General features: G+C 51.1%; 16 protein-coding genes. 8 read left to right on the top strand and 8 right to left on the bottom strand.

Features of this window, described 5'->3' with window-relative positions:
- The first annotated feature begins 98 nt into the window (after positions 1 to 98).
- Positions 99 to 1031: an aldo/keto reductase gene (locus ACTJJJ_RS08945; RefSeq protein ID WP_426294042.1), complete on the top strand. Its 933-nt coding sequence runs from the start codon at positions 99 to 101 to the stop codon at positions 1029 to 1031.
- Here ACTJJJ_RS08945 and ACTJJJ_RS08940 read toward each other — a convergent pair whose 3' ends face one another.
- A complete protein-coding gene (locus ACTJJJ_RS08940; RefSeq protein ID WP_426294044.1) occupies positions 1032 to 3161 on the bottom strand; it encodes an outer membrane protein assembly factor BamB family protein in 2130 nt (709 codons plus the stop codon). It lies immediately after the preceding gene.
- Between the two features lie 29 nt (positions 3162 to 3190).
- Entirely contained in the window at positions 3191 to 5146 is a 1956-nt protein-coding gene (locus ACTJJJ_RS08935) for a sialate O-acetylesterase (protein WP_426294046.1), read from the bottom strand.
- Between the two features lie 128 nt (positions 5147 to 5274).
- Between ACTJJJ_RS08935 and ACTJJJ_RS08930 the strand changes: the two genes are divergently transcribed.
- Complete coding sequence (locus ACTJJJ_RS08930; RefSeq protein ID WP_229221243.1) at positions 5275 to 6189, top strand: glycosyltransferase; 915 nt, start codon at positions 5275 to 5277, stop codon at positions 6187 to 6189.
- Here ACTJJJ_RS08930 and ACTJJJ_RS08925 read toward each other — a convergent pair.
- The 3 genes from ACTJJJ_RS08925 to ACTJJJ_RS08915 are packed head-to-tail and all read right to left on the bottom strand — an operon-like array spanning position 6119 to position 9921.
- The gene (locus tag ACTJJJ_RS08925) at positions 6119 to 7165 is read right to left on the bottom strand and encodes a glycosyltransferase family 2 protein (protein ID WP_188928446.1); all 1047 of its coding nucleotides are present in this window, start codon (positions 7163 to 7165) and stop codon (positions 6119 to 6121) included. The genes ACTJJJ_RS08930 and ACTJJJ_RS08925 overlap by 71 nt on opposite strands.
- Entirely contained in the window at positions 7162 to 8097 is a 936-nt protein-coding gene (locus ACTJJJ_RS08920) for a glycosyltransferase family 2 protein (protein ID WP_426294048.1), read from the bottom strand. Before ACTJJJ_RS08920 ends, ACTJJJ_RS08925 begins: the two co-directional genes overlap by 4 nt.
- Positions 8098 to 9921, bottom strand: a complete 1824-nt coding sequence (locus ACTJJJ_RS08915; protein ID WP_188928450.1) for an ABC transporter ATP-binding protein — start codon at positions 9919 to 9921, stop codon at positions 8098 to 8100. It lies immediately after the preceding gene.
- Between the two features lie 262 nt (positions 9922 to 10183).
- On the opposite strand from ACTJJJ_RS08915, the gene ACTJJJ_RS08910 reads away from it, so the two are divergent.
- The gene (locus ACTJJJ_RS08910; RefSeq protein ID WP_440701700.1) at positions 10184 to 11368 is read left to right on the top strand and encodes a putative sensor domain DACNV-containing protein; all 1185 of its coding nucleotides are present in this window, start codon (positions 10184 to 10186) and stop codon (positions 11366 to 11368) included.
- Here the strand turns inward: ACTJJJ_RS08910 and dinB are convergent.
- Complete coding sequence (gene dinB / locus ACTJJJ_RS08905; RefSeq protein ID WP_188928459.1) at positions 11363 to 12481, bottom strand: DNA polymerase IV; 1119 nt, start codon at positions 12479 to 12481, stop codon at positions 11363 to 11365. The two genes, ACTJJJ_RS08910 and dinB, sit on opposite strands and share 6 nt — an antisense overlap.
- A 214-nt stretch (positions 12482 to 12695) precedes the next feature.
- On the opposite strand from dinB, the gene ACTJJJ_RS08900 reads away from it, so the two are divergent.
- The gene (locus ACTJJJ_RS08900; RefSeq protein ID WP_229221245.1) at positions 12696 to 14789 is read left to right on the top strand and encodes a M43 family zinc metalloprotease; all 2094 of its coding nucleotides are present in this window, start codon (positions 12696 to 12698) and stop codon (positions 14787 to 14789) included.
- Positions 14790 to 14848: 59 nt separating this feature from the next.
- Here ACTJJJ_RS08900 and ACTJJJ_RS08895 read toward each other — a convergent pair whose 3' ends face one another.
- Positions 14849 to 15244, bottom strand: a complete 396-nt coding sequence (locus ACTJJJ_RS08895) for a hypothetical protein (protein ID WP_188928462.1) — start codon at positions 15242 to 15244, stop codon at positions 14849 to 14851.
- Between the two features lie 364 nt (positions 15245 to 15608).
- Between ACTJJJ_RS08895 and ACTJJJ_RS08890 the strand changes: the two genes are divergently transcribed.
- Genes ACTJJJ_RS08890 through ACTJJJ_RS08875 form a run of 4 tightly spaced genes read left to right on the top strand, consistent with a single transcriptional unit; the run spans position 15609 to position 22537 of the window.
- Positions 15609 to 19205, top strand: coding sequence for a SusC/RagA family TonB-linked outer membrane protein (locus ACTJJJ_RS08890; protein WP_188928466.1), 3597 nt, complete (start codon positions 15609 to 15611; stop codon positions 19203 to 19205).
- Between the two features lie 24 nt (positions 19206 to 19229).
- Positions 19230 to 20819 (top strand): RagB/SusD family nutrient uptake outer membrane protein, encoded by a 1590-nt coding sequence (locus ACTJJJ_RS08885; protein ID WP_188928468.1) that lies wholly within the window; start codon positions 19230 to 19232, stop codon positions 20817 to 20819.
- Positions 20820 to 20865: 46 nt separating this feature from the next.
- A complete protein-coding gene (locus tag ACTJJJ_RS08880) occupies positions 20866 to 21624 on the top strand; it encodes a 5'-nucleotidase C-terminal domain-containing protein (RefSeq protein ID WP_188928470.1) in 759 nt (252 codons plus the stop codon).
- Positions 21599 to 22537, top strand: coding sequence for a metallophosphoesterase (locus ACTJJJ_RS08875; RefSeq protein WP_188928472.1), 939 nt, complete (start codon positions 21599 to 21601; stop codon positions 22535 to 22537). The genes ACTJJJ_RS08880 and ACTJJJ_RS08875 overlap by 26 nt, the downstream gene beginning before the upstream one ends.
- 51 nt (positions 22538 to 22588) lie before the next feature.
- Here the strand turns inward: ACTJJJ_RS08875 and ACTJJJ_RS08870 are convergent, their stop codons facing one another.
- Positions 22589 to 24202 carry a Na+/H+ antiporter gene (locus ACTJJJ_RS08870; RefSeq protein ID WP_426294053.1) on the bottom strand — a complete coding sequence of 538 codons (1614 nt, stop codon included), beginning with the start codon at positions 24200 to 24202 and terminating at the stop codon, positions 22589 to 22591.
- Positions 24203 to 24219 lie beyond the last annotated feature (17 nt).

Genomic DNA, 24219 nt, shown 5'->3' with positions numbered 1-24219 from the left:
CAGGACTGTCCTGGCTCCTTTTCTCATTTTTGATCCCACAAGTGCTCCCAATGCAATTTGTTTGTAACTTGAAGACTTCAAAACCCATTAACCATTCAATGAAGCATATTTTTTCAAGGCGGGAGGCACTGGCCGGACTGGCCGCAGCTGGTGCTGGACTGGCATTGAACCCGTTTTCTTCCTCGGCAAAAAACGATCTGAAAATGATACTGGAAAGAAAGATCCCGTCTACCGGCGAGCACCTGCCGGTGGTAGGCTTGGGCTCATGGCAGCAGTTCGACGTTGGAGCGGGCACTGCCGAGCGTGCACCATTGAAGGAAGTTTTGCAAAAAATGCAGGAAATGGGTGGCAAGCTCATCGACGCCTCGCCTATGTACGGGCGCGCGGAGCAGGTACTCGGCGATCTGACCACGGATTTGAAACTGAATGACCGGTTTTTTTTCGCCACCAAAGTCTGGACAACCGGAAAACAGGAGGGGATCGACCAGATGAATGCCTCGTTGCAGAAAATGAAGCGCAAAAAAATCGACTTGATGCAGGTACACAACTTGCAGGATTGGGAGACCCACCTCAAAACGCTGAAAGACTGGAAAGCAGCAGGGAAAATCCGGTACACCGGAATCACGCATTATACCGATGCTTCCCACGCGCGCCTGGAACAGATTCTGAAATCGGAAGATATCGACTTCGTACAGTTCAACTACTCCATACGTTCCCGGAATGCAGAAAAGAGCCTTCTCAAAGCAGCAAAGGACAAAGGTGTAGCCGTGATTATCAACGAGCCTTTCGAGCAGGGTGCATTGTTCCGTGCAGTGAAAGGCAAGGAGCTGCCAGCCTGGGCCGGCGACTATGATATCAAAAGCTGGGCGCAGTTTTTCCTGAAATACATTGTCAGCAACGACGCCGTCACGTGTGTGATACCAGGCACTTCGGATGGGAAGCACCTGGTCGACAATCTCGCCGCCGGTGAAGGGCGCCTGCCCGACGAAGCTGGCCGCAAGAAGATGCGCGAATGGATTGCGGGAATTTAATTATTCCAATGCAAAGGCTACATACTGGTTGCCTTTTTTTGTTCCCAACTTGGTTCCGCCGCAGGCAATCACCACATATTGTTTTCCATTTACTTCATAAGTAGCGGGTGTAGCAAACCCGGCAGCCGGCAATTGTGTTTCCCAAAGCAATTTGCCGGTTTTTTTATCAAATGCCCTGAACTTCCCGTCCTTCGTAGCAGCGATAAAAAGCAGTCCGCTGGCGGTGACCACCGGGCCTCCGTAGTTCTCCGTACCGGTAGTCGGTACGCCTTTTGCTTTGAGTAATTCTACTTCTCCGAATGGTATTTTCCAAAGAAATTTGCCTGTGTTCAAATCGATTGCGTTCAGCGTACCCCACGGTGGCGAGATGGCTGGCAGGCCGTTAGCATCGAGAAACTTGTTGTAGCCAGTGCTTTGATATGGCAAGTATACTTTTTTCGAAACCGGTGTTTCAGAAACCGCTTCCACCTTTTCATCGCCAAACAGGAATGAAACCAGCGCCTGTTTTTCCCCGGCAGTCAGCATGGTGAAGCCGGGCATCATACCTTTGCCGGTTGTGAGCAACTGGTTCACAAATGCCTTATCGCGGCGCGCGCCAATGTCGACCAGTGAGGGATAACCGCTTTTTGCATTGCCTTTGCGTTGAGGCCCATGGCAGGTCACGCAATAGGTGGTGTAAACCTTTTCGCCGGGACTCAGGTTGGACAGCTCGCTTTCTTTCGGCGTCTCTTTCATTGTCAGAATCCACGCCATTTCATTGCTGTTTACATACAGAATACCCTCGTTCGGATCGGCCGCCGCCCCGCCCCATTCCGCGCCGCCATCGAAGCCAGGCAGTATCACCGTACCTTCTTTGCTGGGCGCCGTGAAAAGTGCTTTTTTGTAGCCTTTGAATTTAATCTTCAAAGAATCGCGGTCGGGTGCGTGAATGCTGATATCGTTCTCGGTCAAGGTATAGGCTTGCCGCGCATACGGTGCAGGCTTGCTCGGAACTGGTTGGGTTGGCCAAGGATATTCGCCGGGTAATGCCGTTTTAGGAGCGGCGACTTCCTTGATCGGAAATAGAGGCTTGCCTGTTACGCGGTCGAAAATGAAGATATACCCCTGCTTACTGACCTGCGCCACGGCGTCGATTTTGCGGGGCTTGCCATCAGGGCCGGTTTGTGTTACAGTAATCAGGTTGGGCGGCGCAGGAAGGTCGCGGTCCCACAGATCGTGATGCATGGTCTGGTAATGCCAGAGGCGCTTTCCCGTACGTGCATCGAGTGCGAGAAGGCAGTTCGCAAACAGATTAGCACCTTTGCGTTTGCCGCCATAAAAATCGTAACCTGCCGAACCTGTTGGTACATATAAAATGCCTCGTTTCCGATCGATTGCAGTACCTGCCCAGTTATTAGCTGCGCCGGTGAATGTGTTCTTGTAAGCATCCGGCGGGAAGGTCTCGTAACCGAATTCACCGAGATAGGGGATGGTGTGAAAAGTCCAGACGAGCTTGCCCGTCCGTACGTTAAATGCCCGCAGGTCGCCGGGAGCCGCGTCGGAATCTTCCGAGAGCCGCAATGGCATCACGATCAGATCTTCAAAGATCGTCCCGGGCGTGTTGGAAACCATGTATTTGTTTTTGGCGGTTTCGGGAAGGCCTGTGTGCAGGTCAATGCGTCCGTTATCGCCAAAGCTCTCGATGACTTTGCCCGTGCCTGCGTCGAGCGCGTACAGATGAGAGCCCATTGCGTGCAGGATGCGTTTGTCGTTGCCATCTTCCCAATAGGTAAGCCCGCGGCTGGTATTCGAGCCGTTTTTGGATTTGTCTCCAAAAATCCAAAGTTGCTTGCCGGTTGCCGCATCGAGTGCAAATGCCTGCACCCCCGCGGTTACGCCATACAGCACGCCATTCACCACGATAGGGTTCACCTGCGTTTGCCCCGAATCAGGCATGGACCAGGTCCAGGCTACTTTCAGGTTCTTGACATTATCCTTATTGATTTGTGTTAATGCCGAGTAATGGTTGCGGTCGGGGCCGCCGAGGTATTCGCGCCATTCACGTTTGTCGTCATCTGGGTCAGGCAAGGTTTGTGCGCCAGCCAGTAGCAACGCCAGGCCGCCGATATACCACGATAAGGGTTTCAACATAAAAACTTAAAATCAGATTAGGTAAAGAGCTATTCAAAACGGGCATTTACGGTGATGCCCGGCCAGGCATCGGTACGGAATGCGCTGGCAGGAAAGCCGTCGGCATTGTACAGGTTGGCCTCTTCGGGCGCATCCGACCATGCGTAGCGCACCGCTGCGGGTTTACTCACTTTCGGGCTTGATACTACGACCTTATTGCCCTGAATTTCCGCTTTGGCATAATAAAATACCTTATCGTCGCCCGCAATTTCGAAGCCCTTCAAATAACCGTAGCGGTCCTTGATGATTAGTCCGTTTTCCGCATTTTTGAATGAAATAACAGCCTTGCTGCCATCAACCTGCATTTGATCATAAACCGGAGAGGCGTACGGGATATTCTGGGCGTAATCGTTTTTTAATGCATTGGTAGCCAAGCGGTGCGCCACGTCCTGTTTGTTGGTCGGGTGAATGTCGTTGGGATTACCTACGTCGGTAGTGACGGCCATACCTGTTTTGGGGAGGCTCAATGTCAGGTTTTGCGCCTCTCGGAGCTCGGCCCAGCCGCTTCCCTTGTTGCTATCGCGGTCGGTGCCGAAGCTTGATAACTGTACCCAGTAAAACGAAAATTCGTCATTCCAGCGCTTGCGCCAGTCGTTGATCATCAAAGGGAACGACTGACGGTACTGGTAAGCACGCCCCGCATTGCTTTCGCCCTGATACCAAAGCGTACCACGGATCGCGAAAGGAAGCAAAGGCGCGATCATCGCGTTGTAAATAGTGGTACCTACATTGTTCATCAAATGCGCGTATTCGTGTTTTTCGGCAAATGCGGGCATTAGGTACCAATCCTTGGCAAGGCTCGTTTTGCGGTTTCCGTCTTCCAGATAAAGGTCGTTGGCCGAACCCATCAGTCCGGGTCCAAACCATGCTGCGCTCACCATATTCCCGGTTTTGATGGTCAGGACATTCTTTCCTTCTTTCCAGGTATTCGCAGGAATCTGGATTTTACGCGAGCCTTTGGCTGTGCCTTCATAGACCGGTTTGCCATTGACATAAACCTCGACAGGCCCATCGTTTTCAGCAAGCGACAGCGTTGTCTGCTTCGATGCCCAATCCGATGCGATCGTTACTTCTTTCGCCATATATCCTTTGCCCCGGAAGCCCATCAGACCCTTCCAGTCCCATTGCCCGACGCCGTCGGCTGTTTTTTGCCAGCTTGCAAAATCTACATCCGGCGAAAGGTATTTCTTCTCATCTTCCCAGGTCGGATCGTAAACTGCATTTTTGAAAAGCTGTTTTTTGAGTTTTTTGTCCATAATCACATCCGCTTCTTCCCAGGTTTTGGGCAGATTCTGGGCATAAGAGTGCAGTTCATCATTGCCCAGCATGGCTTCCTTACTAATCCAGCCTTCGATCTGGGAACCGCCCCACGAGGAATGCAGGATGCCGATGGGTATATTCAGTTTTTGATAGAGCTCCCGGGCAAAAAAGAAGCCAACCGCGGTAAAGCCGCCTACCGTCTCCTGGCTGGCAATCTTCCATTCGCCGGCTTTCAGGTCCTGCTCGGGTTGGAGTGTCACCTCATGATCTACGCGAAAATGTCGTATTTGCGGGAATTCGGCATTTTTGCGCTCTTCTTCAAAGTTTTTAGCTGCCGAAACGGGCCATTCCATATTGGATTGTCCGGAGCAAAGCCACACTTCGCCGATAAGCACATCGTTCACTGCGGCATTCCCAGATTTGGCGCTTACCTGTAACGAATGCGGCCCGCCGGCTTCCAGGGGTTTGAAGCTCACCTGCCATTTTCCAGAAGCGTCTGCTTTCACATCCATCGTTTGCCCGGCCAATGCCACTTTTACTTTTTCGCCAGGCTTGGCCCATCCCCACACCGGAATAGGTTTCTGACGTTGCAACACAACGTGATCGGAGAACAACCGGGCGAATTTGACTTGGGCAAACGAAGAGGTTGTGCAGGCAAGCAGCAGCAGTAGTAGTACGCGTTTCATGAAGAGCAGAAATGTTTTATGGTTACCTATAAATGCCGGAAGTGGTCATATTCTACTGGAATAATAGGTTGCCCGAGCCCGGATTATGGAATTTGCCATTATTTTTGGCCAGAATTCAAGTATCAGCCATGATCTCCATCATTATTTGCTCGGCCGATCAGACCGAGTTGTCCAAAGTTTCCGAAAATATCAGCAGTACAGTTGGTATTCCTCATGAAATAATCGCCATTGACAACCGCCAAGCGCGTCGCGGGATTTGCGACGTTTATAATGAGGCGGCAAAGATGGCCAGGTTCGATCTGGTGTGTTTCATGCACGAGGACATTGAAATCAGGACCGAAAATTGGGGCGTCGTCGTCTCGCAAATCTTTGAGCGGGACCCAGACATCGGCATTGTGGGTGTGGCTGGTGGCGGTTACAAGTCGCTTGCACCCGCCGGTTGGTACCAATTGGAATTTCATTCGGAAGAAAGGTCCTACCAGAATGTCCTTCAAGGTTATAAGTTCAACGAGAAGGAGGAAATCCATGCTTATCATAATCCGCGCAATGAGCGGCTTAGCCGGGTTGTCTGCGTGGATGGCCTTTGGTTTTGTACCCGACGGGTTGTAGCCCTCCGGTTTCCATTCGACGGCAAAGTGCTTACCGGCTTTCACGGATATGATCTCGACTTCTGCCTGAGCGTATTTCCGCATTACAAAATCATGGTGACCTACGACGTGCTGATGAAGCACGCCTCGGAAGGGAATTTCAACAGACAATGGCTGGACCATATCCTCAGACTGCACAAAAAATGGAGTTTCGCACTGCCGCTGACGACATCCGTTATGAGGGGAAATGAGATGTACGATATCGAAAAGCGGTCATTCAAAAAGCTCGTAGAGCAAATGATGCGCTGGAAGTACAGCTACTGGCAAATTCAGACGATGCTCTGGCACAGCGCCAAAACAAAGCAGATGTCTACCCGTGTGGTTTTCAAGGGTTTTCTTCACCTTTTGAAACTACATCTACATATTCTTCCGTTTCCGGACGAGCAAAGAACCTAGCCCAGATCAATTTGGAGCGCAAACCCCAGATTTGCCGATAAACGAAGCTCAGTTTATTCGACTTTTTATAAACAGGAATGTAGTAGAGCTGCTCATAGTTGTCCTGGATGATTCCCGCATATTCAAATGAAAAGAATGATTCGAGCCGCTCTTCGAACAGCGAACGCAGCCGATCCAGAAACGGCTGGTCGCGGTTCTTTTTGAACGACGCGCATTGCTGTACCCATGCCAGGTCTCTTTTCAGCTTCTTGATATCGCGGTTTTCGTGGTAATTCTTCCGGATCTTCTTGCGCTTGTTGAGAATATCGGTAGAAGTGGTCGTATGCTGGCGGTATCTGACCAGCGTTTCCGCGATCACTTCTATGCTGCCGAGGTTAACGGCCACATAGGCAATCCAATGGTCGTGGAAATGATTGGGATTGAATGGCAGGAATTCGTCGCGCAGGTCACGTTTGAAGAGGATACTATGGCCTGAGACGCAATTGAAATACAAAAAAACCTTGGGGTCGTCGCCACGGTAAAGGTGGATAATATCCGACATCTTTCGCTTCCAGGTCATTTGCCGGCCCTGCTCGTCCATAAATGCCGAATCGTGGTAAATCAGCAGGTTGTCGCCAATTCCCGCCACCTGTTTACTGATTTTTTCAAGATCCCAGATATCGTCCTGGTCACACAATGCAATGTATTCGCCTGCGCACAAGCCGATTGCCTTTTCGAAATTCTTTACATAACCCAGGTTTACCTCATTTTCAAAAATCCTGAAAAACGGATACTTCTCCTGGTAGGCCCGCAGGATATCAAGCGAACGGTCCCTGCTGCCGTCGTCCACGACCACGATCTCGATGTTCGGATAAGTCTGGTTTACGAGTGAATCGAGCTGTTCTTCAAGGTATTTTTCACCGTTGTAAACACACAATGCAATCGAAACGAGCGGGTAGGGGGCATTATGAATATCAGAATCGGGTCGGTTGTTCACTTTCCTGTCGTTTTAGCTTTCGCGCCCCAGGCTTTTCGGAGCGCATAAAAAAACTTGCTGGTGTCCGGCTTTTTCAAAAGCCGGAGCAATGTGTCGCGGCGCTTCCAGAGGAGTATCCCGAATGCTGCGACGAAATAGCTGTTGTTTCGGCGGAGGCTATGCTTGTATAATGCATAGATCAGCCCCTGCGCTTTTCCGGTACATTGGCGTGCGCAAAGCAAGAGCCAATGGCTTTCCATTTGCAGTGCGGCTACCTTCTGATCAACACTTTTCTCCGCCGTTTTCAATGCAAGAATATCGGTATTGTTGCCCGAATGCTGGCGGTATTTCACCAGTGCTTCCGGCACGAAATCGATGGTACCGAGGCAGGTGGCGTTGAATGCAAGCCACTGGTCGTAGTGGAAGTCATCAGGGAACGGCAGCGATTTTTGCAATACCTGCTTCTTTAATAAAATACTATGGCCAGATACGCAGTTCAAAAAAAGAAACACCTCGGGGGCGTCGCCTCGGTAAAAATTCAGCTTGTCCGAAATGCGACGGTTCATAGATTGTCCTTCAGCATTCACAAACTCGGAATCGTGGTAAACCAATGCATGGTCACCGATCAGCTTTACCTGCTTTTCAAGCTTTTCGGGATGCCAGATATCGTCCTGGTCGCAGATGGCAATGAGCTCACTTCGGCAAAGGCCTAATGCCTTTTCGAAATTCTTGTTGTAACCCAGGTTCTGCTCGTTATAATGCAGACCAATGCGTGCATCGCTTCCAGCATACTCCTCTAAAATAGCAGGTGTGGAATCAGTGGAGCAATCGTCCACAACTACCAGCTCCCAGTTGGTATACCGTTGCCCGAGGATCGAATCCAGCTGTTCTGCAAGAAATGCGCTGCCATTGTAAGTACATAGGGCAATGGATATCAGCGGCTTGTTTTCCATTTAAACGTCGGTGAATTGCTGCATATCGATCAGGCGCTTGTAGAGCCCATCGCGCGCGATGAGCTCGGCGTGGTTACCTTGTTCGATTATTTTACCCTCTTCCAGCACCAGAATCGTGTCCGCGCTCTGGATCGTGCTCAGGCGGTGTGCGATCACAAGCGAGGTCCGGTTTTTCATCAGGTTGTTTAATGCTTCCTGCACCAGTTTTTCCGATTCGGTATCCAATGCGGAGGTAGCCTCGTCGAGCAACATGATCGGTGGGTTTTTTAAAACAGCCCTGGCAATGCAGATACGCTGTTTTTGTCCGCCTGAGAGCTTCATTCCCCGGTCGCCGATATTGCTGTAATAGCCGTTCTCGGTTCCTATGATAAACTCATGCGCATTGGCAATACGGGCGGCGGCCTCTACCTGCTCCATGGTAGCATCCGGACTTCCGAAAGCGATATTCTGAAAGATATTATCATTGAAGAGCATCGATTCCTGGTTCACGAGCCCGAACATCGACCACAGCGATTCCTGTCTGATCTGCCGCACATCCACGCCGTCTATCAGCACCCGGCCTTCTGCTGTATCGATAAACCGGGGCAGCAGATCCATCAGGGTCGATTTACCGCCGCCGGAAGGCCCGACCAGGGCGACCGTTTTCCCTTTTGGAATAGTGACATTGATGGACTTAAGGACCGGCCGGGAAGGGTAGGAGAACGAAACGTTTTCTAACCGGATCGATTCTTTGAAGTTGCGCATATCGACAGCGTCCGAAGCATCGCGGATCTCCGGCTTTTCGTCGATCAGTTCGAGCACACGCTCGCCTGCGGCGATCCCCGCGTGGATGGTGCTAAAAGAGTCGGTCAATGCTTTCGCGGGGCGCATTACCTGGGAAAAAATACCGATGTAGGCTACAAATTTGGACACGTCGAGGTCCGAATTGTTATCGATAATGAGCGAGCCTCCGTACAGGACGATGATCGCTACCATGGTAACCCCCAAAAATTCCGATACCGGCGAGCTGAGTTGCTGGCGTTTGGCCATCTTGCGCCCGAGGTCAGAATAGCGGATGTTTTCCGAGTGGAATTTGTCCTTAATAGCCTCGGTTGCATTGAATGCCTTGATGATCTTGATGCCAGTGAGCGCCTCGTCGAGGTAGCTGATCATCAGCCCGAAGTAATGCTGTGCCAGCGCGGCTTGTTCTTTCAGCCTTTTTACGATCTTCGAAATGAGGAATGCCGAAACGGGAATAACCAGGATGGCAAAAAAAGTCAGCTTGGCGGAAGTGGCAAAAAGCATAAACACGTAAGCAAGTAATTGCATCGGTTCCTTGAAAACTACCTGTAAAGTACTGGTAACCGAAAACTGTACGACCCCGACGTCGGATGCGATCTTTGAGATAATGTCCCCTTTCCGCTGGTTGCTGAAATAGCCTACGTGCAGGTCCATCACGTTGTCAAACACTTGCCTGCGCAGGTTCAGCAGCGTATGGATCCGGAGGTTTTCCATGATCCGTTGCGAGAAATATCTGAAAATATTCGAAAGTAGTACCGAGCCTACGATCACCGCACACACGATCTGCAATGCGCCATGCGGGCCGAAAGTAAGGTTGGCCTGCTGCGCGTAATAGTTGAGCATGCCCGTAGGATCGAGCCAGCCGTTTTCCGGCCTGGGATCCAACTGCCCGCCCTGGTTAAGAAAAAGCGTATTCAGGAGCGGCGCCAGAAGGGCCAGGTTCAATGTATTGAATACGACTCCCAGCAGGGTACAAATAATGTATGGGACAGCAAAACGGGCAATCGGTTGAGCAAAAGATAATAATCTGAGGTACGTTTTCATTCTTAGATAATGGCACACTCGCTGTGTGCCGGAAGTAAAAAACACCGAAACCGGGTTTTGAGATTAACGCGCAAATTAATGCTTATCTGGCGAAAACAACTGTCGGTGAAAGCAATTAATTCCCGACAGGCTGTTGGTTAATACGATACCCGGGTAGGACGAAAGGTTGGAACGAATGAGCAGAAATAGGAAAAAAGCGGACAATCGACGCCGAACCCAACTTTTTAAAACAAGTCGTTGTTCAAAAGTAAACCGCCAGACAATGATTACTAATTCCGATATATTTCCGATTGAAACAGGCGACTCCATGCCTGTAACCACCTATAAGGCAGCCCGCTCGGTTGCCGGGCTTGTCGCCAGCCATTTCGAGCGGCACCACCAGGCGGTTTCCAAATATTACGAGCAGGAACTGGCCCCTATTCCCGATGCCCGGATCGTAGAGACGATCATCGATACGACGTTCTGGGCGAGCCTTCGCCGGGAAGAAGGCCGTTCTCCCAAGGTTTCGATTGCCTATCTGCCGCCCGAAGCTGCCGAACATCCTCTTATTTTCACCGAGAAACTCGCATTGACTGCCAACACTCTTACCAAGCTCGCACCCGCCGTGGAGCGCTCAGGTATACACCTGGGCGTGTGGCTGGAAGACGGCGAACTGCGGATTTGGGGCACGACGCGCGTCATTCCGGGACTGTGCTTCGTACTTGAAGTGATCGAGCCGGGAATGCTGGTGGTGAAACACCGAAGGGTGGAAGGCTTTGGCAAGTTCGTCAATATGGCTGTGCTGAAAGGCGATCAGGTGAAGATCGTCAACGAAGAAAGCCGTAAAGTGAAAGACTGCCCCTCGCTGATCAACTCTTTAATGGGTTTTTCTTCCACTACCTTATGGAGCGATTACCCGAACCTGCTCGTACAGCTTGCCGCATCCATGCGCAGCCATGAGCGTGGTGGAATATTGCTGGTGGTTCCCAAGGGCAAGGACCGCTGGCGCGACTCGATCATCCATCCGATCACCTACGACGTTCAACCGCCATTCTCCGAGCTGGCCGACCTGCACCGTAAGTACGTGGAAGATCCTAATCCGATCACCTGGCAGAACCAGTTCAGTTCGGCCGTGCATAATATGGCAGGCTTGACGGCCGTGGATGGGGCGACGATCATCAACGACCGTTACGAATTGCTCGCATTCGGCGCGAAAATCGGCCGTGCGCAGGGTGCGAAGCCGGTGGAGGAAATACTAACAACCGAACCGTTGATCGGCAATACCGCCTTAGTTGTGCACCCAGTGCAGAATGGCGGTACGCGGCATTTGTCGGCGGCTCAATTTGTCCACGATCAGCGCGATGCGATTGCGCTCGTTGCATCTCAGGACGGCCGCTTTACGATATTCTCATGGTCGAAATGCGAGAATATGGTGCAGGCCCACCGGGTAGACGCCCTGCTGCTATGATCCGAAAGGGAAGAGTTCCAGCTGCTCAGGGTCTTTGTATTTCCGCGATTTGACCTCTGGTTCATGGAAGTTGGACAATGAGATACCGAGCAATCGCACCGCCTTCCCTTCCAGGTCAAGCTTTTCGAGCAACTGTTTGGCCGTGTCGGTAATGGTATCGAGGTCCCCGATGGGGTGGGCGAAAGAATAGTTGCGGGTGATCTGTGTAAAATCGCTGAATTTGACTTTTAATGTGACCGTCCGGCCTTTCAGCTGGTTTTTTTCGAGACGATTAGCAACTGTTACGCCAATGCGGTCAAGTTCTTTGTTCATTTCGTCCGGCGTGGTAAGGTCGTAGGTGAATGTGTCCTCGGCCCCGAGTGATTTCGTTTCACGGTGCGTTTGCACCTGCCGGTCATCGATCCCGCGCACGATTTTGAAATAGAAGTGGCCGGTTTTGCCGAAATGGTTCACCAACTCGTCCTCCGAGAGCTTTTTGAGGTCCGAACCATTAAAAAGTTGCATTCCCTTCATTTTATCGGCGGTGACTTTCCCTACCCCGTGAAACTTCTCGACCGGCAACTGGTCCATGAAGCTTTCAATTTTGGATGGACCAATAAATGTCAGCCCATCGGGCTTGTTGATATCCGAAGCGATTTTTGCGACAAACTTATTGACAGACACGCCCGCCGAAGCGGTGAGGCTAAGTTCTTCTTTAATGGATTGTTTGATCTGCCTGGCAATTTCCATCGCCGAACCGATGCCCATTTTGTCCTCGGTAACGTCCAGATACGCCTCGTCCAGAGAAAGCGGTTCAATTAGATCTGTATAGCGGGAGAAAATCTCCCGGATGCTTCTGGAAACAGATTTGTAAATCTCAAATCTCGGATGCACAAATATGATCTGCGGGCAAAGCTGAATGGCCTGCCGCGAGGGCATCGCCGACCTTACCCCGAATTTACGCGCCTCGTAGCTAGCCGTTGCCACTACACCACGGCCAGTAGGAGAGCCGCCCACCGCGAGTGGTTTGCCCCGGTATTCAGGGAAGTCGCGTTGCTCGACCGACGCGTAAAATGCATCCATATCGATATGGATGATCTTGCGAACCGGTGAAGTATTTGGCGTTTCCTGCATTGAAAAAGGCAAGTTTTCGGGTTAAAGAGGTTTCTGCAATTAAAAACAAATTAAATAACATTGCATTCGCATCACAAGGCACTTTTTTTTCGTAGTAGGTGAATAAATCCGCAACCTGTCTGTAACTAGCCGGTTATTCATTTACTCAATTCCTTAGAATATTTCGATGCGATACACTATACCTCTGTTCAATTGCTTTTTTGCCACCCTTTTTATGCTCTTCATCAGCCTTGGCACGGCGGAGGCGCAGGATCGTTGCGGTTCGATGGAGTTGCTTCAAAAACGGTTCACCGATAAGCCCGCTCTTAAACTGATGTTCGATCAGCGGCAGGTACGGATTCAACAATTGGTCAATGAAAGAATAGCCTCGGGCAAGATGCTCCGCACAACCGGCCCCATCACGATCCCGGTAGTATTCCACGTTGTGCTCAGCCGGCAGTCGATGGTGACCGATGCCCAGATCATGGCCCAGCTGGACACGATTAACAAAGACTACGCCGGAACCAATGGCGGAGCCGCAAAAATTCCTTCGTATTTCAAATCGCTTTTCGGGCAGTCGGGCATTCAGTTCTGCCTTGCGCAGCGCACACCCAATGATGCCCCGTCGACAGGTATCGAGCGCTACACCACTACGCGCAACTCATTTGACTACACCAATAATCAGGTGAAGCACGCCGAATCGGGCGGGGCCGATGCCTGGGATACCGATAAATACTTAAATGTTTGGATCTGCGACCTTTCGGGAAGCACATTGGGTTATGCCACTTTCCCCGACGACGGCGTAAAGGACGAGCAGGGCGTGGCTGTCGACTATGCCTCGCTGCCGGGCGGAGCCGCTACCGGATTCAATCAGGGAAAAACACTGACACACGAAATAGGGCATTATTTTGATTTATACCACATCTGGGGTGACGACAACGGGGCTTGCACGGGAACCGACAATATCGACGATACCCCCAATCAAAGCAACAGCACCACAACCTTTCAGACCGGCATGGTGACCGATCGCTGTACTTCTACGGCGCCGGGAATTATGTACCAGAATTTTATGGACTATTCCCCGGATGCCACCCTTTTCATGTTCACCCAAATGCAGGTAGCGCATATGGAGGAGATCTTTGAAAAATATCGTTCATCCCTTTTACTTTCCAACGCCTGCACGCCGGTCGATGTCAAGAAAAAAGATGCGTCCCTGAAAACAATTCGTCAGCCGGCACAGCGCATTTGTACCAATACACTCACACCGCAGATCACTTTGGTTAACAGGGGTAGCGAGACACTCACTTCACTGATAATCCACGCCGTGATTGATAATGGAACCGTGCAGAATTATAATTGGACGGGTTCCCTGGCTACTTATGCGGAAACAACCGTGACTTTGCCGACCCTTGCAACAGTGGAGGGCAATCACATTCTGAGTATTTCCACCTCGAACCCGAACGGGGCTGCCGACGAGGACACTTCGAATGATGCACTAAGCCTCGATTTTATCTATTACGAACCTTTTGCCACGCCTGTCAAGGAGGGTTTTGAAGGACTTTTCCCGCCGCAGGGCTGGGATATTGTAAACGAAGACAACGGTTCTACGTGGGAAAAAACAACTTCGGCCTCTAAAACTGGCAATGCGTCGGTGAAGATCGGGAACTTCGGCAACCAGGTAGTTGGCCAGCGCGATTACCTCCGCTCGCCGACGGTCAATACCGCAGGGGCAGACTCCGCATTCGTCTCCTTCCAGGTGGCAGCTGCGACATATACCAGCACTTCCACCCAGAACAATGTGTGGGATACCTTGCAGGTGCTTATTAGTACAGATTGCGGACAGACTTACACAAGTCTCTACAAAAAATGGGGATCGAGCCTGATTACACGCAACGCGGCCACGCGGACTGCATTTACGCCCGGCATAAATGAATGGCGGCGTGAGGAGATTAATATCGGCAGTTTCATTGGCCAGGGCGAAATACTCGTGGCGTTCCTGAATACCAATGGCAACGAAAACGATATTTATCTTGACGATATCAATATCAGGACCGTTACGGTGAATCCGAACCTGAAAGAAGCGGGATTCCTGGTAACGCCCAACCCGACGAGCGGGCAGGTTTCGGTGCAGTTCTATCCGCATCCTGAAAAGCTGAAATCTGTTTCGATTTATAATGTAGCCGGGCAAAAAATAGCCGAAACCGTCATTACGGGAGAAGTAGCTTCCAACGTGTATAATTTTGACCTGACTACCTTTCCCTCAGGCCTGTACATAGTGAAAGCGGAGTTCGAAGACCGCGTACTGACGAAGAAGATTGTGAAGAATTAATGGACCGCCGTCGAATGGTGAATTTTGACTGAGTGACCGGCGACCCGGTCACTCAGTCATCAATATATCCTCTTAACGATCACCTTGCTGTTGGTTTGCGAAATGGCAAACTCCTTTGCGTTCTCGTTGGGTGGCGCGATAAAAATCTGTCTTTTTTTCTTGCCGTCGGTATTCACCCAGTTCGCTGAATAGAGGTCCGGAAGCTGCCCGGTGTAGATCGGGTGATGGTCGGAGTACATAAACACTTCTTCCTGTTCGAAAGCCTGTTCGAGGTCGCTACCTTCTATTACGTCACAGATAATCTTCAAACTGCCTGAATCGTCTTCTACCAGACCTTTAATCCGGGCTTTCCCGTAAAAAGGGTCTTCTTCAAATTCCCAACGGATATAGTATTCTATTACGTTTCCGATCTGAGACTCAATGTAGTCGGCAGTTAGTAATTGTTCCTGGTGCATGGTCGAAGTTGGTTTTTTACACTCCTTAATACTTAGCAAATCCAAACCGCCCCTTTATGGGCGCTTTTGACAAATGTAATCGTAAGCACGATGTTTCCAAAAATAATAGGACGCGTTTCATAGATATTTGAAAAATTACGATCAAAGGGACATTTGCAATGCTAAGAGCGGTTGGGATGGTCCTGCACATATAGTTGCATAGGTTAGTTGTGTAAATGTATTTCTAATGTTATTTGTAGAACTCTTTTGTTGCGGCGAAGTGCCTGTTTTATCACCTCGGGAAACATAGCGGTATGGTTTTTGTCGGTAAAGGCTAAACAAATTACTTTTCGGGACGCCGTCCCGTCACTTAGCCAAGAATGATATGAGAAAAACTCAACGAGCCAATGAGCCTGTGCCGTGTCCGGTCCCGCTCATTTTCCTGAGGATCGGCTTCTTTTTGCTACTGTTTTCCGGTCCGATATCCCGAAGCAACGCACAGCAGGCCGGGCCGGATTCAACCCGAAAAACAAAGCCTGATACACTCGCAAATCCGGCACCGGTACTGAAAACGAATCCTGCAACAGCCCGCCCCGCCCCCGATACCCTCCCCAAGCCTCAAAATACCACCGATTCTGCTTCCAAATCCTCCACTTCACCACTGGTGAAACCCACGCAGAACTTCGATCCCCTGGTTAAGCCAGCCCCTCAAAAAGATACATTAAACAAAGCCAGCACTCCGGCTGCCGGGGTTCCGGCCGCCGGGACGCCGGCCGTAGTCAAACCCGACAGTGCCCTAACGCCTGCACAGACGGGGAATACGAACGCCGCGCAACCTGCACAGCATGCAGCGCAAACACCCGATTCAGCCACCGCGCAGAAACCTTCTCCCGGCGGTCCGACCGAAGCGGGTCCTGATGCGCGTGACATAAAAGGGGTGGTAAAAGACGAAAAGGGTGCTGGAATGCCCGGTGTGGCAGTTTTGGTAAAAGGTACTCAGATACAGGCTATTACCGAACCTGATGGCTCTTTCCAGATGAAGGTGCCTGCGAAGGGCGGGATACTGGTGTACAGCTTTGTGGGTTTTACGACCAAAGAAATGCCCATTACCGATCTTACAACATACAATGCCCAGCTTACCCCTGAGGCCAGGGCTTTGAAAGAAGTGGTAGTGGTAGGGTATGGCGCTCAAAGCAAACGCGACCTGGCCAGTTCGACATCCCGGGTTGCATCCCAGGATTATAAGTCGGCGGTTATCAATACGATCGACCAGGCTATTCAGGGACGCGCTACCGGCGTGCAGGTGGTCGAAAGCTCGGGTGAGCCGGGAGCTTCTGCGGTGGTCAGGATACGCGGTAACAACTCGCTGAGCGGGAATAACGAGCCGCTCTACGTGATTGACGGTTTTCCGATGCCGCCTCACCGTGAAGCGGGGACCAATTTCTATGGTTCCTATACACAAAACGGTTTGTATGGGATCAATCCGAACGACATCGAAAGCATGGAAATCCTCAAAGATGCTTCTGCAACGGCCATTTACGGTTCGCGCGGTGCAAATGGGGTGATTTTGATCACTACAAAATCGGGCAAGCGGGGAGAAGGTCGTGTGGAGCTTGTCAACAAGACCTCCTTCGGACGGGTAGCGAACCCGATCCGTATGATGAACTCCCGCCAATATGCGGAGGTGATCAACGAAAGCTTCCGCGTGTCCAACCGGAATCCGCCGTTTGAAAACCTGGACAGTAGCATGACCAACACCGACTGGGTGGATGCCATTACACAGCCCAGTTTCAGGCAGGATATTACGTTGAGCCTTTCGGGAGGCAGTCCCAAATCGTCCTATTACATTTCCGGCAATTACCTCAAAGACAAGGGGACTATCATCAATTCGAACAATGATCGGGCGAGCTTGCGCGTCAATCTGAACAATGAGATCAACGACTGGTATACGGTCAAAGGCCAGGTTTCATTTAGCCGCCAGAAAACCAACCGCGCTGTAACAGCCTCGCGCGCGTGGCCAAGCTCGGGTGGGCTAATGGACGGGCTGCGCGCTGCGCCTACGCTGGAAATCGATTATCTGGGCAATAACAGTCTGGGTATTCCGAACTACCAGGGGTATTATTTTTCCAATCCATATAATGAGCTGATGGCAAAAACCGATGTCACGCAGAGCGATTACTCGATTTTGAATATTGAAAACTACTTTAAAATCGCCAGTGGACTGCAGCTGGTCGTGAGCCTGGCGGGCAACCAGAACCTTACACGGCGAAAAGTATTCCTGCCGCCTTCCACGGCCGAGGGGAACCAGGTGAAAGGAAAAGGCAGTAACAACACGGCTAATACGTATAGCTATAACTTCAATTCGTATCTGCAATACGAAAGGACGTTTAAGAAGAATCATTACCTCAATGCGACGCTGGGTGTGGAATATAACGACCAGACTGTTGAATTCGTCAACACCAACTCGTCGGGTTTCGCGGTACCGTTTTTCGGGGTCGACAATATCGGCAGCGCGTCATCGCAGGTAATCGCTTCATATAAGGAAAAGCGGATTCTGCAGTCCGGTTTCCTGCGAGCGAACTACTCTTTCAAAGGAAAGTATGTATTGAACGCCTCTATCCGTGCAGACGGTGCTTCGGCATTTGCGGCCAATAAAAAGTACGGGGTTTTTCCGGCGGTGGCGCTTGCATGGAACCTGGATCAGGAGGAATTCATGAAGGGGGTTACGTTCATTTCGAATACCAAGTTCCGAGCTTCCTATGGCGAAACTGGCAGTCAGGCTATCGGACCTTACTCGTCGCTATCGCTTTATAGCCCCGGGTTTTATGAAATGGGGCCCGGCGGCGATGGGGCGGTGATCAATACAGGTGTTTTTCCCAACACGATTGCCAATCCGAACCTTTCATGGGAGCGGACAAGGCAGTTCAATGTCGGGGTAGATTTCAATGCCGTTAAAGACAGGGTCGTGCTGAGCTTCGATTATTACAATAAAGTCACTTCGGATTTGCTTCAACAGCGTAAAGTACCGACGCAATCGGGCGTGAGCACGATCATCGACAACTACGGTACCATGCGTAACCGTGGTGTGGAATTGAGCATTCAGGGAAACATCATTCAGAAAAAGAATGTGACCTACTCGACGCGCCTGAATATTTCGAGGAACGTAAATACGCTGGTCGACCTTGGTGACCGCACCCAACCCGATTATGTGAATATCAATGGTAACCTGCTGGGAGGCGTTTCTGGTATACTGGTTCCCGGGCAGGAGATCGGCCGCTTTTTCGGTTACCGCGTGGACGGTTTGAGCCAGAAAGATGACTTCGACGCCGACGGCAATCCTAAATTCGCCACTTTTGAAGGCCCGCGGCCGCCCGGCTCGAAGGGCAGCCCGCTTTACGGCGCATGGAAGTATTCGGATGTAAATGGCGATGGCATCATTACCGCCGACGACCGCGTGGTGCTCGGCAAGTCTACACCCGATTTTACATTCGGATGGAGCCATGACCTAACGTGGAAGAATTTCGCGGTCAATGCATTGTTTACAGGTTCGGTCGGAAACGATGTGCTGAACCTGACCCGCTTCTATATCAGCAATGGTGTCGTCGATTACGGCGGAGTAGGGTTCAACCAATCTGAGGAGTGGTTTGAGAACCGTTATACTGAAGCCAAACCACACAATAACCCCAAATATCCGGGTGTGCAGCGCGGCATCGCCTCAGGAGATATCAACTCGGTGATGCTGGAAGACGGCAGTTTTGCCCGCTTGAAAATGCTTACGGTTTCTTACACGTTCCCTAAACTCGGCCCGATCCAGAACCCGCGGTTATTTGTAACTGGCACCAACCTCTGGACCTGGACCAACTATTCCGGTTTCGATCCCGAAGTGAGCTCCTATGCGCAGTCGCTGCTGCAACAGGGTATCGACTATGGTGCCTATCCGGCTCAGCGCTCGTACACCATCGGGTTCTCCTGCAATTTCTAGTGTTGACCAACGCATTTGAAAAACATGAAAATACATATCAAGATATCCGTAATGCTGCTCGCTCTGCTGGGCATTACATCCTGTAAGGATAATCTGGAAGAGTCGCCCTATTCCTCGCTGGGCAAAGATGTGGCCTTCAAAGACGAGGAAGGCCTGAACCAGGCGACCATTGGCGTGTACCAGGCCTGGACCACCACCGATCATTCCGATATTTACAACCGGTTTATTCTCGCCGAGTCGGGTCACCGGTATGCGACTGCCGGCATTCTGGGTTCTGGCGCCGATCCTTACTACCGTTTTGCGCATACGGCCGTCTCGGGCGCGTTCGAATCGGTGTGGTCGCGGTTTTACAAGATTATCTACCGCGCCAATACGGTGATCGACAATGCTAAATTGGCTGTTCCGGGCGAGGAAGAAGAAGCCGACCCCTATATCGCCGAAGCGCGTGTGCTGCGGGCTTACGCCTATTTTAACCTGGTAAGGTTGTTTGGCGGGGTGCCGCTGATTTTGAAAGAAATCAAATCGTTCGAGGAAAAGGACCTGATTTTTGCGCCTCGCGCTACGGACGCACAAGTGTACGAAGCCATCCTGGCCGATCTGGCTTTTGCTGAAACGGTTCTTCCCGATTCGCGCGGCGGTGCGGAGCTGGGGCGGGTATCAGCTGGTACTGTCAAGGCATTAATGGGTAAAGTTTACCTGACAATGGCCGGCAAGCCTTTGAACAGGACAGAAAACTACCAGAAATCCATCGAAAAGCTGAGCGAGCTTGTGGGGCCGGTGAATGAGGAAAAGTACGATATGGAGCTGCTGCCGGACTTTGCCGATGTTTTCGCATTGGCCAATGAGCGCAATCGTGAAATTGTCCTTTCGTTCGGCTATTTTGTCAATCCTTCGAATCAGAACGGGAATATTTTGCCTTTCCATTTGTTTCCCTCGGGTTTGGTGAACGGCGATGAGCAGACCAATTATGGTTTGACTTACGATTATTACAAGCTGTTCGACAAAACAGATACGCGCCGCGACTATACGCTGGTATCCAGGTACGCTTTCACGGGCGGCGCTCGTGCGGGAGCCGAGCCGGGTGATAGCATTATTTACGACCCGAAAACGTCGCATTACCTCAACCAGCGGACCAAGCAGCCGTTTTCACACGACGATTTCAAATACGGGATCGCATTTGGGAAACTTGCGCGCGAGGCGCGACCTGCGGGAGCCCCCGTGCAAGGTTACAGCTCGGATCTGATCGAAATGCGATTTTCGGATGTGTTGCTCATGCTGGCCGAAGCATTGGTAGAAACTGGCAAACCTGCCGAAGCGCTTCCGTTGCTCAACCGCGTCCGCGCCCGTGCAAAAGCGGCGCCTTCGAAAGCCGCTGGTGTGCCCGCATTGCGTGCCGCTATCCGCACCGAACGCCGGCTGGAACTAAGCGGGGAATTCAATACGGTGTTCGATATCCGCCGCTGGGGGATTTTAAAGGATGAGATAGCTGCTATGTCAGACGACCAGATCGTCGACAATGTGCTGATCCCATACACGCCGCGCCTCGAACTGTATCCAATCCCGCAATCGCAGATCGATGCCAACCCGAATCTGACGCAGAATGAGGGCTGGTAGCGGAAATCCGGAGTTTCAGATGTAATTTCAGGTTTTAAATTACACTATGAAAACTTCTTTCAGACCGGTTTACGGTGCGGTACTTCTGACGGGCCTCGGCCTGCTGGCCTCATGCCAGAAGCACCTGGCCGTTTCCAAAAGCGAATACAAACAGTACGGCATCGACCAGCAGGTCGGTGCCGATTCTGCTATAATCCGGTACTACCAGCCTTTCAAGGACAAGATGCAGGCTGAAATGAACCGCGTCGTGGGTCAGACTGAGGAGGCGCTCACAAAGCCCTCCAACCCTGAAACACTCATGGGTAATTTCTTTGCCAACGCAATGCTTAAAGAAGGCTTGAAGAAAGACCCCACCATACAATTCACGCTGGCCACCAAGGGCGGCCTGCGTACCACATTCCCGAAAGGCAATATCACCGTGTCTCATGTTTTCGAACTTATGCCGTTTGAAAATGAAATGGTTGTGCTTAAACTGTCGGGACAGAATGTGCAGCAGGTCATCGATTTCATAGCCAGAAAAGACGGCGAGCCCGTTGCCGGCATCCGTATGAAGATCAGGGACAACAAGGCCTACGATGTCACGATCGGTGGGGAGCCGTTCGATATCAGCAAAACTTATAACCTGCTCACCTACGACTACCTTGCCGACGGCGGTGACGACCTCGAATGCCTCCGCAACCCGCTCGAACGCCGGGAGATCAACCAGAAAGTAAGGGAAGCATTGTTTGAAAATATTAGTGACCTGACCCGGCAGGGCAAGAAAATAACCGCTCAACTCGATGGAAGAATTATTTCAGATAAATAGGAGAGATTTCCTCAAAAAGAGCGGTCTGGCTGCCGTTGCATTGGGCTTTGGCACGGTATCCGCCTTCGCCAAACGTGACTCGGTCGTTCAACTGACGATTTTGCATACCAATGATGTTCATAGCCGCATTGATCCTTTTCCGATGGACGGATCGCGTAACCAGGGGTTAGGGGGCGTGGCGCGTCGTGCTGCGTTGGTGAAGAAGATCCGCTCCGAGCAGCCCAATGTGCTTTTGCTGGATGCAGGCGACGTTTTTCAAGGTACGCCCTATTTCAACCTTTATGGCGGCGAGCTCGAATTTACGATCATGAGCCAGATGGGTTACGATGCTTGCACGATGGGTAACCATGATTTCGATAATGGCATTGCCGGTTTTGTAAAGCAGCTCCCGCATGCCAACTTTCCGTTTTTAGTCAGTAATTATGATTTTAACAATACAGGGCTGAAAGGTAAGACGCTGCCTTATAAGATCTTCAAAAAACAGGGTCTGAAAATCGGTGTGTTCGGGGTATGCATCGAGCTGGAAGGCTTGGTCAATAAAAAGAATTACCTGGAAACGGTTTACCTCGACCCGATAGCCAAAGCCAACGAAATCGCCTCGTCGCTCAGAAATGATCAGCATTGCGATTTTGTCATTTGCCTCTCGCATTTAGGATACAAATACAAAGAAAATAAGGTCTCAGACCAGATTTTGGCTAAATCGACACGAAATATCGACCTGATTATCGGCGGACACACACATACATTCATGAAGGAGCCGGAGCCAATTTTGAACCTGGATGGCAAGGTTACGACCATCAACCAGGTAGGCTTCGCGGGCATTAACCTCGGCCGTCTCGACTATTTCTTCGACCGCGACAGCGGAAAACAGAAAATGGTATCGGCCGTGCTGCCGGTGCGTGACTGTGTGTGACTGCGTGAGTGATTTTGAATGAGTGACCGGCCACTCATTCAAAATTAGAACTCATTCGATATGCAGGAATTGCTGCCGTACCTTTTCCTCTTCCAGGTCGAGCTGGGCAAGGTGCTGGCGGATGATCTCTTCTTCGTAAGCCTCTTTCTTGTTGAACTGGTGCAGAATATGCCGTTTATGTTCGAGAAGTTCTTTGGTTATTTCCTGGTAACGGCCAATGTAAGGGTGCCCGGCCTCGCTGACTTCCGAATCCCGGACGTGGTCAAGAAAACCGATGTCGCTTTCCAGCTTAAATTTCAGGCTCTGCAATAGTTCGTTCTCGTCTACTTCCCTAAGATATTTGGTATTGATCAGATCCAGCGAAGCCTTGGCGAGTTTCCGACGGATAATCACGTCTTGCTCCTGCGCGGACACTTCGTAATCCCGTTCCTCCACTTTTAACAACCTCACTAATGCGGGAAGTGTAAGGCCTTGGAAAACAAGCGTTACCAGGATGACGATGAATGTTATAAAAAGAATTATGTTCCGCTGCGGAAAGGGCTGGCCACTATCGAGCAAGATCGGTATCGACAAGGCGGATGCCAGCGAAACCACCCCGCGCATGCCGGCCCAGCCGAAAATCAGCGGCATCCGGTACCCCGGGCTGCTATCTGCGGTCGTGATGAAACGGCTTATAAATACCGTAAAAATGGATGCGCCCAGCGTACTGGCAATGCGGGTGATGATCACGACAGCCGAAATGATGAGCCCGTATTTGATCGCCTCGCCCAGCGAAGCTTCCCCGAAGCCCTGGATGATTACCGGCAGTTCGAGGCCGATGAGCATAAATACAATGCCGTTGAGTACAAATCCCACGGTCGACCACACATTAATGCCCTGAATGCGGCTCAAATGGCTGAGAATGCTGTGCTGGTTGCGTGAAAGGAACAGCCCGCCGGTAACCACGGCGATAACCCCAGAAAAATGAAATTCTTCCGCTGCGATATACATGGCATATGGCGCAACGAATGTCATGATCGTGTCGATGCTCGGCGTAGTAGGGAGCCAGCGGAGGATGGCGTAAAAAATGAGCGCGATGCCCAGGCCCACGGCAAAGCCCATGCCGATCACCAGAAAAAAGCTGCCGACCGCATCGGTCAGCACGAATCTGCCGGAGGCGACCGCTACCAATGCGAAACGGAAGACGATCAGAGACGAGGCGTCGTTCAGCAGGCTTTCACCTTCGGCGATGGCAATGAGACGTTTGGGCACTTTTACATTTTGCAAAATGGAAGTGGTGGCCACCGCATCGGGCGGCGAGATGATACCTCCCAGCAGAAAGCCCAGCGCGAGCGTAAACCCGGGTATGATTGCCTGCGATACGTAAGCGATCACGCAAGAGGTGAATATCACGATAATGAATGCGAATGACCCGATCACGCGCCGCCATTTCCAGAAATCTTTCCAGGATGTTTGCCAGGCGGCCTCGTACAATAGCGGCGGCAGGAATATCAGGAATATCAGCTGGGGATCGATTTCTACCGACGGCAGGCCGGGAACCAGGCTCAATGCGAGCCCGCCCAGTACGAGCACGATCGGGTAGGCGATTTTGATCCTTTGCGCCAGCATGACCAGGAACATGATCACCACTACCAGTGAGAGGTAAAGAATTATGGATTCGTGCATAAAATTCGTTCAGTGTC

Source organism: Dyadobacter sp. 22481, from assembly GCF_052044875.1.
GTDB classification, from domain to species: Bacteria; Bacteroidota; Bacteroidia; order Cytophagales; family Spirosomataceae; genus Dyadobacter; species Dyadobacter endophyticus.
The sequence above is the reverse complement of the archived record's forward strand: the minus strand, read 5'-3'. Positions and strand labels throughout refer to the sequence as shown.